This window comes from Zhongshania sp. (assembly GCF_029212375.1).
Taxonomy (GTDB): domain Bacteria; phylum Pseudomonadota; class Gammaproteobacteria; order Pseudomonadales; family Spongiibacteraceae; genus Spongiibacter.
Map to the genome: position 1 here is coordinate 454,828 of NZ_JARGNU010000001.1, position 10,810 is coordinate 465,637.

The following is a 10,810-nucleotide window of genomic DNA, read 5'->3' on the forward strand; positions in this document are numbered from 1 at the left end:
TTCTTACCTTGGCCATCACTCCGTATAATGCTCGCACATAAGAAATGTAGGGTTGTGATGTGCTGGAATTGGTGAAAGCAGGTGGCTGGTTAATGCTGCCAATTATATTGTCTTCAATTATCGCGTTGGCGATTTGTGTAGAGCGTTTTCTCAAGTTAAATCCCGACAAGGTGGCACCGCGCAATCTCTTAAATCAAGTGTGGGGTTGGCTGCAAAATAAACAGCTAGACGCCGATAAATTACGCGAATTGCGTCGTGGTTCACCGCTGGCGCAAATCCTCGCTACCGGACTGGCCAATGCCAAGTTCGGGCGCGACATTATGAAAGAGAGCATTGAAGACACCGCCTCTCATATCATTCACGACCTCGAACGCTACTTAAACGCCCTTGGCACCATTGCCGCTGTTACGCCGTTATTGGGATTGCTGGGCACAGTGCTAGGCATGATTCGGGTCTTTACCGAAATAATGGTGCAGGGCACCGGCAACGCTGGCGTTTTAGCTGGCGGAATTTCCGAGGCCCTGATTACCACCGCCTCGGGGCTTTGTGTGGCTATTCCCGCCCTAATTATGCATCGCTACTTTTTGCGCCGGATCGACGAGCTGGTAGTAAGAATGGAGCAGGATGCAATGAAGTTAATTAACGCTATGCACGGCGAAGTCCAAATTAAAGATGGCGCAGCGGGTAAAAAGTCGTGAAATTTAAACGCCAGCGCATGGACGACGGCGGGGTTAATTTAACGCCGTTGATTGATGTGGTCTTTCTGTTGTTAATTTTTTTTATGGTGTCTACAACTTTCACTAAAGAAAGCCGTCTGAATTTGGAATTACCCAGTGCGCAAGGCGAGCCAGCGCTGCAAGATGCCAATGTGTTGGAAGTGGTGATTGATGCCAGCGGCCACTACCGCGTTAATGAACAAGCATTGCTTGATCACACTATTGAGTCGTTAATGGCGGCAATGCGCGAGTTGGCCGGTAGTGACAATGAGCTGCCGGTTATCATTACCGCCGACGCCAACAGCCCCCACCAATCGGTGATTACCGCAATGGATGCAGCTGGTCGGCTCGGCTTTGCAAAGCTGAGCTTGACGACGCAAGATCCAAACTTAACAAGCCCTGATGCAGAAGCGGTTGATCGAAAAAGCACCTCTGCCAAGTAATGTTTAACACCAGGAAAACCCCTGCACTATGAGTAATAAGAAATCTGATCTCGTCATTTACGGACGCTTACTGAAATACGTACTGCCGATGTGGGCGATGTTTTTATTCAGCGTGCTGGGCTTCTCCCTGTACTCAGGGGTACAAGTATTACTTGCCGACATGATGCAGCTGATTGTGGATTATATTGGCGGCAATATGGTGCCGGGCGACGGCGGCATGTCTGCAAAGTTTATGTGGGCACTGGGAGGTAAAGATTTTGTATTAACTGACGCGCGGCTGTGGATCGTGTTGATGATGGTGGTGCTCGGTATGTTGCGGGGTATGGGTTACTTCGCTGGTAATTACTTTATATCGATTGTCTCGCACAGCCTAGTTCATAATTTGCGCTGCGAATTATTTAAAAAAATGCTGCACATGCCCAGCAGCTATTTTGATCAAAACTCCACCGGCATGATGATTTCCAAAATTACCTTTAATGTTGAGCAAGTCACTGGCGCGGCGGTGAATGCCACCAAGGTGGTGCTGCGCGAAGGAACGTTTGCGATAGGTCTCGTCGCTTACCTATTATTCACCAACTGGAAACTCACCATGGTGTTTTTCCTCGCCTTGCCGCTGATTGCGGTTACGGTGTACTGGGTGGGCAAACGGTTTCGCAAGCTCAGCAAAAATATTCAAAATGCCATGGGTGATGTTAACCAAGTAACCAATGAGTCGATTGGTGCCTATCGGGAAATTCGGCTCTACGATGGCGTTGCCTACGAGAGCGCGCGCTTTTTAGAGGCCAGCGGCCGCAACCGCAGTCAAAATATTAAAATGGCTTATTACAATGCAATTAGCCCTTCGGTGATTCAATTTCCGGTGGTGTTGGCAACGGGCATTCTGGTGTGGATTGCGTTGGGTCTGGGCGGTGAAATGTCGCCAGGCGCCTTTGTTGCCTATTTGTCGGCGGCCTTGTTTTTGCCAAAGCCGATGCGCCAACTGGCTGATATTAGCAGCACTATTCAAAAAGGCTTGGCGGCCGCCGAAGATATATTCGAGTTTATTGACGCTGAACAGGAAAAAGACAACGGCAGTTATCACAGCGATACCACTCGCGGTGAAATCGAAATTCGCAACCTGAGCTTTGCTTATAATCGCGGCAGCGATTTAGTGCTGCGCGATGTAAATTTAAAGGTTGCGGCGGGTAAATCACTGGCACTTGTGGGTTTGTCTGGCTCGGGTAAGTCGACCTTGGTGAGTTTGTTGTCGCGTTTTTACGAGCACGAAAAAGGCGACATATTGCTCGATGGCGTCGATGTACGAGATTACCAGCTGGCGAATTTACGCGACAAAATGGCCCTTGTTACCCAGCAAGTTACGCTGTTTAACGACACCATTTTTAATAATATTGCCTACGGTAAAATGGCCAACGCCAGCCGTGAACAAGTGCGTGCGGCGGTTGAAGCGGCCCATGCCAGCGAGTTTGTCGACCAACTTCCAGAAGGCCTCGACACCATGATTGGTGAAGACGGGGTAATGCTGTCGGGTGGCCAGCGCCAGCGCTTGGCAATTGCGCGTGCATTTCTGAAAGATGCGCCAATTCTAATTTTTGACGAAGCTACCTCAGCGCTAGACAACCGCGCCGAAAGCCATATTCAAAAAGCCATGGAAGAAGTGATGAAAGGCCGCACCACCATTGTTATCGCTCACCGTTTGAGCACCATCGAAATGGCGGATCAAATAGTGGTAATGGAGGCGGGGCAAGTTAAGGAACAGGGCAGTCATGACGAATTGCTCGCGCTAAACCAGCGTTACGCTCAGCTCTATCACAAGAATTTTGAGGAATAAGCCAGCGTGACGCTGGAACAAAAACTCAACCGTGCGTGGTATGGCAAGCCTGGCTTGCTCCGCTTGTTGCTTCCCCTTGAAGGGTTATATCGTGGGGTAGCCGCCGCTCGTCGTCAGCTAATTCGCGGCCATTCCTGTGGCGCGCCAGTCATTGTGGTGGGCAATATCTCGGTGGGCGGCAGCGGTAAAACCCCCGTGGTATTGGCTTTGGCTGAATATTGCCAAGCGCAGGGCTTTCGGGTGGGTATTGTCAGTCGCGGTTATGGTGGCCGAGCGCCAGAATATCCGTATTTGCTGAATAGTAATTCTGGCCCTGCCGAGGCGGGGGACGAGCCCTACCTAATGGCTAAGCGCAGCGGATTGCCGGTGGCGGTGGCGCCAGACCGTCTCGCTGCGGCGCAATTATTAGTTAGCCAAAGCGGCTGTAATCTCATCATTAGTGATGACGGCCTCCAGCATTATCGTTTAGCGCGAGATATCGAAGTATTAGTGATCGACGGCGAGCGCGGCTTTGGCAATAGCCACTGTCTGCCGGTTGGCCCGCTGCGCGAGCCGCGGTCGAGAGCCCGCGATATTGCGCTGCGTATTATCAATGGCGGCGACACCCAAAACAATTCCGGCTTAAGTGGTCATGCTATGCGCCTAAAGGGCACGGTGGCGGTGAACTTGGCAACGGGTGAGCAGCGCGCTTTGGCCGACTGGCCCGCAGCTGAGCGCCGGGTTCATGGCCTTGCTGGTATCGGCAGCCCTCAGCGGTTTTTCCGCAGTCTGCGCGCGGCCGGTTTTGATGTTGTCGAACATGCTTTTCCAGACCACTATCCCTATGCCGCGGCGGATTTACAGTTCACCGAGGCACTGCCGGTGCTGATGACCGAAAAAGACGCGGTTAAGTGTCGATATTTTAGTTTGGATCAACACTGGATGCTGCCGGTAAACGGGGTGATCGACGATGAGTTTTATAAAAAATTGCAGTCTTGTTTGGCAGAAATTAAAACCAAGCGCTAATGTTTTACTGGCAAGGCATTAGTTTGAGTTGCCGCGAAGCACGTATAACAGCACCGATTGACCATCAGAATTGATTTAACTTGGAGTTTCCATGTCTTACACCGTCATTATTCCTGCACGTTTCGCGTCGAGTCGTTTACCTGGCAAGCCCCTATTGGATATTGCCGGCAAACCAATGATTCAGCACGTGTGGGAGCGGGCTTGCGAAAGCGATGCCAGCCGAGTGGTGATTGCAACTGAAGATCAGCGGGTATTTGATGCCTGCCAAGGCTTTGGCGCCGAGGTGGTGATGACCTTGGCCACGCATGAGTCGGGAACTGATCGCCTGCAAGAAGTGGTGAGCCATTTACAGTTAGGTGCTAACGAAATTGTGGTGAATGTGCAGGGCGATGAACCGCTGATTCCCAAGGCCGCGATAGCGCAGGTGGCGGCTAATTTGGCCGCAAACGCTGGCGCAAGTATTGCTACCCTGGGCGAGGCGATTGACGATATTGAGGTGGTCTTTAACCCCAATGCGGTGAAGGCAGTTGCCGATAACTTGGGCTACGCCCTGTATTTTAGCCGCGCGCCCATGCCTTGGTGTCGAGATGAATGGGCAGGGGAGGAAGTTAAACTTCCAAGCTCGGCGCCATTTTTGCGCCATATTGGCATTTACGCCTACCGAGTGGGGTTTTTACACCAATTTGTTAGCTGGCCAATGGGTACACTTGAGCGTTTTGAGAAACTGGAGCAGTTGCGGGCCATGGAAAACGGGGTGCGTATTCATATTGCCGAGGCCTGTGTGGCAATACCAGGCGGTGTGGATACTGAGGCAGATCTGCAATTGGTGCGCGATGTTGTTGCGGCGGGTCGCTAATGGGCTGCAGTGTGCTGTTTGTGTGCTTGGGTAATATCTGTCGTTCACCGACCGCGCACGGCGTGTTTCAAAAAATGGTGAGCGATGCTGGGCTTATGGATGAGATTCAAATTGATTCCGCTGGCACCGGCGACTGGCATCTTGGTCGCGGCCCAGACCCGCGTAGTCAAGCGGCTGCGCTGAGCCGCGCTTACGATTTGTCTGCGCTCAGGGCAAGGCAGGTCTGCGCCGAAGATTTTCAAAAATTTGATTATATTTTGGCAATGGATAACAGCAATTTACGGGATTTACAGGAAATGCGCAGCGGCCAAGATACGTGTCATTTAGGCCTGTTCCTCGATTTTGCTAGCGCCTCTGCTGTACGCGAGGTCCCTGATCCGTATTACGGCAGCGGCGACGGGTTTAACGAAGTACTCGATTTAGTGGAGGACGGCGCTCGCGGCTTGCTGGCGACAATTCAGCGTAAATTGGCGGAGCAGGGTTAATGGATATTCAGCGTCATATCGACCTGCGGCCCTACAATACCCTTGGGGTTAGTGCCAAAGCCGATTATTTTGTTGAAGTGAGCAGCCTCGAGGAATTGTGCGAGGCCATTCAATTTAGCAGTAGTCGGCGGCTGCGGCGGGTGTTTATTGGCGGCGGTAGCAATCTGGTACTGCGCGGTGATGTGCAGGGTTTGGTTATTCACATCGCCTTGCTCGGCATTAGTTGCGAAGCGCTCGGCGACGAGCGTTTTATTACCGTGGCGGCGGGGGAAAACTGGGATGCCTTGGTTAAATACTCGCTGGCGCAGGGCTGGTATGGCCTAGAAAATCTGATTTCAATTCCCGGCTCGGCTGGAGCCGCACCGATTCAAAATATCGGCGCTTATGGCGTAGAACTCGCCAGTGTACTGGTGTCAGTTACCGGCTGGGATGTGGCGCTAAATCGGCTGCGCAACGTCAGTTTGTCGGATTGCCACCTAAGCTATCGCGACAGTGTGTTTAAGGGCGCGCTGCGCGACACCTTTATAATTACCGCTATCACCTTACGGCTGCAAACAAACCCTGTGCTTGAACTCAGCTACCCCGCATTGCGCGAGGCGCTGCCAGCAAATTGCAGCCCCACACCCGAAATTATCGCTGAAACCGTGGCGCGAATTCGCGCCGAGAAGCTGCCAGATTTTCGTTTAGAGCCAAACGTGGGCAGCTTCTTTAAAAACCCCATCATTGCAGCTAATCAGGCAAAGACACTTATTGCTGAATATCCAGAGTTGCCCCATTGGTCGATGCCTGAGGGGCGCGTCAAACTGGCGGCGGCGTGGCTGGTAGACCAAGCCGGCTGGAAAGGGCGGCGCTTAGGCGCGGTGGGTATTCATCCCCGCCAAGCCATTGTGCTGGTCAATTATGAGGCGGCGAGTGGCGCCGAGGTATTGGCACTCGCGGATGCTATTCAAACCGATGTCAACGCGCGCTTTGGCATTGGTCTTGAAATTGAGCCTCGCATTTACTGATGTTTTTTGGTCCCGAGCATATTCCGCTAGAAAATGGCGGGCTTAGCTACTACCCCCAGTATATCGACGATCCCGACACGCTCTACCAACTGCTGCGCGACAATACCCCATGGCAGCAGCCAGAGTTAGAGGTGTATGGGCGTCGGTATGTAAGCCCACGGTTAGTGGCTTTTATTGGTGATGTTGGCGTCAGCTATCGCTATAGCGGATACCAACATATTGCCCAGCCATGGCCAGACTTCCTCAGCGCCCTGCGCGACAGAATTGCTCTTGATACTGGCTATGATTTTAATTGCGCGCTGCTAAATTATTACCGTAATGGCAATGATCGCATGGGCTATCACAGCGATGACGAACCCGTATTAGGGCGCGATCCCTGCGTGGCATCGCTGAGTTTAGGTTGTGCGAGGGATTTTATGCTCAAGTCAAAAATAAATAAGCGCCCAGCGCAAAAAATTAATCTAGCCTCGGGCTCTCTGCTGCTGATGCTGCCCCCAACTCAGCGCTATTGGCAGCATGCCTTACCCGTGCGCAAAGGACTTGCGCACGGCAGAATTAATATAACCTTCCGCAAAGTGCTATTATCCTCTCAGGATAAACCACAGTAGGCTGGTTAGGCCGAGATTGCGGTGGTATTGTGATAAGCATTGGATGCGAGAATATACATGATTACAGTTTTAGTTGCCGACGATCACGCCATGGTGCGTACCGGAATTGTGCGAATGCTCGATGATGCCGAAGGTATCTCGGTTATCGCGCAGGCAGCAAGCGGGGAAGAGGCAATTAGCAGCTGCCGAATTTTAAGTCCCGACGTGGTACTAATGGATGTGCGTATGCCTGGTATTGGCGGCTTAGAAGCTACCCGTAAGCTGCGTTTAGTGTCGCCAAAAACCCGTATTATTGCCCTTAGCGCCTACGATCAAGAACCTATGCCTAGCCGCCTGCTTAAAGCCGGCGCCTCTGCCTACGTAACTAAAGGCGCCTCTGAAGAAGAGATGGTGCTCGCAGTGCGTCAGGTGGCTAAGGGGCTACGCTACTTAAGCCCCAGTGTCGCCCAGGCGATTGCCTTAAAAGGGTTTGACGGCGACGCAGAATCGCCGTTTGAATCGTTGTCTGAGCGTGAAATGCAAATCAGCCTCATGATCGCCAATTGTCAAAAAGCACAAGACATTGCCGATCAGCTGCATATTTCCGCTAAAACTGTAAACAGCTACCGCTATCGGGTTTTTGAAAAGCTCAATATTGGTGGCGATGTTGAATTAACCTTATTGGCTATGCGCCACGGCTTAATCGAGTCTCCAGGCGCTTAATTGCCGCCGCCGCAATACTATGACAGATACTGAATTAACGCATTTCGACTCCGCCACTTTTTTAAAAACCGTTACCGCCAAGGCTGGGGTCTATGTGATGCTCAATGCGGCGGCCGAGGTTTTGTATGTTGGCAAGGCCAAAAACCTTCGCAAGCGCCTAAGCAGCTATTTCCGCGCCAGTGGCTTAACCAGTAAAACCGTAGCCCTTGTTGGCCGTATTCACGATATTGAAGTGACCGTTACCGCCAGCGAGCGGGAAGCGCTGCTGCTAGAGCAAAACCTCATAAAGCAGTACAAGCCGCCCTATAATATTCTGCTTAGAGACGATAAATCCTATCCCTATATTTATCTCAGTACCGATCACGAACACCCGCGCCTGAGCATTCATCGCGGCCGCAAAACTGGCAAGGGCCAGTATTTTGGACCCTACCCCAGCGCCGCCGCAGTGCGCGAAAGTTTGAGTTGGCTGCAAAAAGTTTTTCGGGTGCGCCAGTGCGAAGACAGCTACTACAAAGGCCGGAGTCGGCCCTGCCTGCAGTACCAAATTGGTCGCTGTTCGGGGCCTTGTGTGGGCGTGGTTAGCGATCAAGAATATGCCGTAGATGTTCACTATACAGAATTGTTTTTAAAAGGAAAAAGCTCAGACATACAAGCCGATTTGGCCAATCAAATGGAGCGCCATGCGGCGGCTTTAGAATTTGAGCAAGCCGCCGAGCTGCGCGACCGAATAGCCCATTTGCAGCAAGTGCAGTCGACCCAATGTATTGAGGGCGAAACCGGCGACATGGACATTCTTGGTGGTGTTATGGACGGCGGCCAAGTGTGTATTCAGTTGGTTTGCGTGCGCGGTGGCCGAGTGCTGGGCAGTCGCAGCTACTTTCCTAAAAGCCAGCTGGAAGAGCCCTTGGTGATGCAGTTAGAAGCCTTTGTGGCGCAGCATTACCTTATTGGCAGTGGCGCTAGCGATATTCCGCGAGAAATTATTAGCAATATTATGCTGGACGACAGCGACCTACTGGCCGCCAGCCTCAGCGAGCAGGCAGGGCGGCAAGTGTCACTCAGCCACAAGGTGCGCAGCAATCGCGCCAAATGGCAAAATTTAGCGCTGACCGCCGCCGAACAAAACCTCAAGAACCGTCTCGCCTCATCTGCCAGCAGCCTGAAACGCTTTAAAGCCCTGCAAGCGGTCTTGGACTTAGAGAGCATACCCGAGCGCCTAGAGTGCTTTGATATAAGCCACAGTAGCGGCGAGGCCACGGTGGCTTCCTGCGTGGTGTTCGACGGCAACGGCCCGCTCAAATCCGATTATCGTAAAATGAATATCGACGGCATTGCCCCAGGCGACGATTACGCGGCAATGTACCAAGCCCTTAGTCGGCGCTACACGCGGGTGAAAGCCGGCGAAGTGCTCATGCCCGACATTTTGTTTATCGACGGCGGTAAAGGGCAGCTGACTCAGGCCAAAACCGTAATGGCCGAATTGGGGATAGAAGGTTTACTTATGGTTGGGGTAGCGAAAGGCAGTGATCGCCGTGCCGGTTTAGAAATACTCATTCGCGGTGACAACGGCCGTGAAATTAGCTTGCCCGACAATAGCCCCGCCCTGCATTTAATTCAGCATATCCGCGATGAGTCCCACCGGTTTGCCATTACCGGCCACAAAGCCCGTCGCGACAAAAGTCGTCGTCAATCAACCCTCGAAGGGATTCCAGGGGTCGGCGCCAAGCGGCGCCGAGAACTGCTCCGACATTTTGGGGGTTTACAAGGGGTTAAGCAGGCAGGTGTAGAAGATTTGCGACGGGTGCCGGGTATTAGCGAAAAAATCGCCCTGCAAATCTATGAAGACCTGCGCAGCGCCTAGAAAACGAATAGAATAGGCCTTGCTGCATTGACGAGACCGCTATGAATATACCCAATACCCTCACCTTATTCCGGATTGTGCTCATTCCGGTGCTAGTGGTTTTGTTTTACCTGCCCGCTGCGCACACCTATTTCTTAACCGCGGCGGTGTTTGCGGTGGCCGCAGTTACCGATTGGCTAGACGGTTACCTCGCCCGCAAATTGGGGCAGAGCACCGCGCTAGGCGCGTTTTTAGACCCCGTTGCCGATAAATTAATGGTGGCGGTGGCTCTGGCTCTGCTCATCGAGCGCTATGACGCATCGTGGTTTACCATTCCGGCTATTATCATAATTGGTCGCGAAATTGTCATCTCGGCCCTGCGCGAGTGGATGGCCGAGCTGGGCAAACGCACCAGCGTGGCGGTGTCGTATTTGGGTAAAGTGAAAACCGCAATGCAAATGATTGCCATTTTTGGTCTGTTACTGGTGCCGCCAGAGCACAAAGGCTATTTGTATTACGCCAATATTGTATTTCTTTACACAGCGGCATTGCTCACTTTGTGGTCAATGTTGATTTATCTGCACGCGGCGTGGCCAGATTTACGTGATACAGCGGGTGATTAAGAAAAAAATCACGTTAAATCAGCAACTTTCCTTGACAGAATTTGGTGACTGACTAGAATAGGCGCCTTCTTAAAGCACAGCTTAAAGGTGTTTTAGGACTTGTGGGAACAAGTTAAAAATCCAGATGTTGTGATGCGGGAATAGCTCAGTTGGTAGAGCGCAACCTTGCCAAGGTTGAGGTCGGGAGTTCGAGCCTCCTTTCCCGCTCCAAAACATCACACAGTATAGCGTTTTCAGTACTGTATTATTGGGGCGGTGGCAGAGTGGTTTCGCAGTAAACTGCAACTCCTGCGCCCGCAGCGCTAAAAAGGGCCGGTATCGACCGGCGTACACGGTGAAAGTGTAGAAAAAAGCGATTTTAGGCGCGGTGGCAGAGTGGTCATGCAGCGGACTGCAACTCCGTGTACGCCGGTTCGATTCCGACCCGCGCCTCCATTTACTTATCTCCTCTTGTCTGTATTTGTCTCCAATACCCCGTAATATCTCGGTTTTTGTAAGTATTCATATCCCTATATGTCTGTAACCGTTCGGCAAACCCACCTTCCCATCCAATTTTAAGATAGTAGTCTTGGTGTCCACCTAATACTAAGTGGACACCAGTTATGGACGCTCAAGGATTACTTCCCGCGCCAGCCACGCCATCTCGCCGCAAACATTCACCCGAATTTAAGGAGCAAGTTGTGGCAGCGAGTTATGC

At 52.0% G+C, this 10,810-nt stretch carries 11 protein-coding genes and 2 tRNA genes; all 13 read left to right on the forward strand.

Features of this window, described 5'->3' with window-relative positions; translation table 11 throughout:
- Window positions 1-59: 59 nt before the first annotated feature.
- The 13 genes from P1U47_RS02025 (at window position 60) to P1U47_RS02085 (ending at window position 10,548) form a co-directional block, all read left to right on the forward strand.
- Window positions 60-698, forward strand: a complete 639-nt coding sequence (locus tag P1U47_RS02025) for a MotA/TolQ/ExbB proton channel family protein (protein ID WP_301026851.1) — start codon at window positions 60-62, stop codon at window positions 696-698.
- The gene (locus tag P1U47_RS02030) at window positions 695-1,159 is read left to right on the forward strand and encodes a biopolymer transporter ExbD (RefSeq protein WP_301026852.1); all 465 of its coding nucleotides are present in this window, start codon (window positions 695-697) and stop codon (window positions 1,157-1,159) included. Before P1U47_RS02025 ends, P1U47_RS02030 begins: the two co-directional genes overlap by 4 nt.
- Window positions 1,160-1,187: 28 nt before the next feature.
- Entirely contained in the window at window positions 1,188-2,987 is a 1,800-nt protein-coding gene (msbA, locus tag P1U47_RS02035; protein ID WP_301026853.1) for a lipid A export permease/ATP-binding protein MsbA, read from the forward strand.
- Between the two features lie 6 nt (window positions 2,988-2,993).
- Entirely contained in the window at window positions 2,994-3,992 is a 999-nt protein-coding gene (lpxK, locus tag P1U47_RS02040; RefSeq protein ID WP_301026854.1) for a tetraacyldisaccharide 4'-kinase, read from the forward strand.
- A gap of 91 nt (window positions 3,993-4,083) precedes the next feature.
- Entirely contained in the window at window positions 4,084-4,848 is a 765-nt protein-coding gene (gene kdsB, locus P1U47_RS02045; RefSeq protein WP_301026855.1) for a 3-deoxy-manno-octulosonate cytidylyltransferase, read from the forward strand.
- A complete protein-coding gene (locus P1U47_RS02050; RefSeq protein WP_301026856.1) occupies window positions 4,848-5,333 on the forward strand; it encodes a low molecular weight protein-tyrosine-phosphatase in 486 nt (161 codons plus the stop codon). The genes kdsB and P1U47_RS02050 overlap by 1 nt, the downstream gene beginning before the upstream one ends.
- A complete protein-coding gene (murB, locus tag P1U47_RS02055) occupies window positions 5,333-6,340 on the forward strand; it encodes a UDP-N-acetylmuramate dehydrogenase (RefSeq protein ID WP_301026857.1) in 1,008 nt (335 codons plus the stop codon). The genes P1U47_RS02050 and murB overlap by 1 nt, the downstream gene beginning before the upstream one ends.
- A complete protein-coding gene (locus tag P1U47_RS02060) occupies window positions 6,340-6,948 on the forward strand; it encodes an alpha-ketoglutarate-dependent dioxygenase AlkB (RefSeq protein WP_301026858.1) in 609 nt (202 codons plus the stop codon). Before murB ends, P1U47_RS02060 begins: the two co-directional genes overlap by 1 nt.
- 57 nt (window positions 6,949-7,005) lie before the next feature.
- On the forward strand, window positions 7,006-7,650 hold the full coding sequence (gene uvrY, locus P1U47_RS02065; protein WP_301026859.1) for a UvrY/SirA/GacA family response regulator transcription factor: 645 nt from the start codon (window positions 7,006-7,008) through the stop codon (window positions 7,648-7,650).
- Between the two features lie 19 nt (window positions 7,651-7,669).
- Entirely contained in the window at window positions 7,670-9,511 is a 1,842-nt protein-coding gene (uvrC, locus tag P1U47_RS02070; protein ID WP_301026860.1) for an excinuclease ABC subunit UvrC, read from the forward strand.
- A 41-nt stretch (window positions 9,512-9,552) separates the two neighbouring features.
- Window positions 9,553-10,113 (forward strand): CDP-diacylglycerol--glycerol-3-phosphate 3-phosphatidyltransferase, encoded by a 561-nt coding sequence (gene pgsA, locus P1U47_RS02075; RefSeq protein ID WP_301026861.1) that lies wholly within the window; start codon window positions 9,553-9,555, stop codon window positions 10,111-10,113.
- 134 nt (window positions 10,114-10,247) lie between these two features.
- Window positions 10,248-10,323: transfer RNA gene (locus P1U47_RS02080), tRNA-Gly, on the forward strand.
- 151 nt (window positions 10,324-10,474) lie between these two features.
- A tRNA-Cys gene (locus P1U47_RS02085) sits at window positions 10,475-10,548 on the forward strand.
- Window positions 10,549-10,810: the final 262 nt, after the last annotated feature.

Coding starts and splice junctions, on each gene's coding strand:
- msbA (WP_301026853.1), top strand. CDS start 1,188: ATGAGTAATAAGAAATCTGATCTCGTCATTTACGGACGCTTACTGAAA.
- P1U47_RS02050 (WP_301026856.1), top strand. CDS start 4,848: ATGGGCTGCAGTGTGCTGTTTGTGTGCTTGGGTAATATCTGTCGTTCA.
- P1U47_RS02060 (WP_301026858.1), top strand. CDS start 6,340: ATGTTTTTTGGTCCCGAGCATATTCCGCTAGAAAATGGCGGGCTTAGC.
- kdsB (WP_301026855.1), top strand. CDS start 4,084: ATGTCTTACACCGTCATTATTCCTGCACGTTTCGCGTCGAGTCGTTTA.
- uvrY (WP_301026859.1), top strand. CDS start 7,006: ATGATTACAGTTTTAGTTGCCGACGATCACGCCATGGTGCGTACCGGA.
- murB (WP_301026857.1), top strand. CDS start 5,333: ATGGATATTCAGCGTCATATCGACCTGCGGCCCTACAATACCCTTGGG.
- uvrC (WP_301026860.1), top strand. CDS start 7,670: ATGACAGATACTGAATTAACGCATTTCGACTCCGCCACTTTTTTAAAA.
- pgsA (WP_301026861.1), top strand. CDS start 9,553: ATGAATATACCCAATACCCTCACCTTATTCCGGATTGTGCTCATTCCG.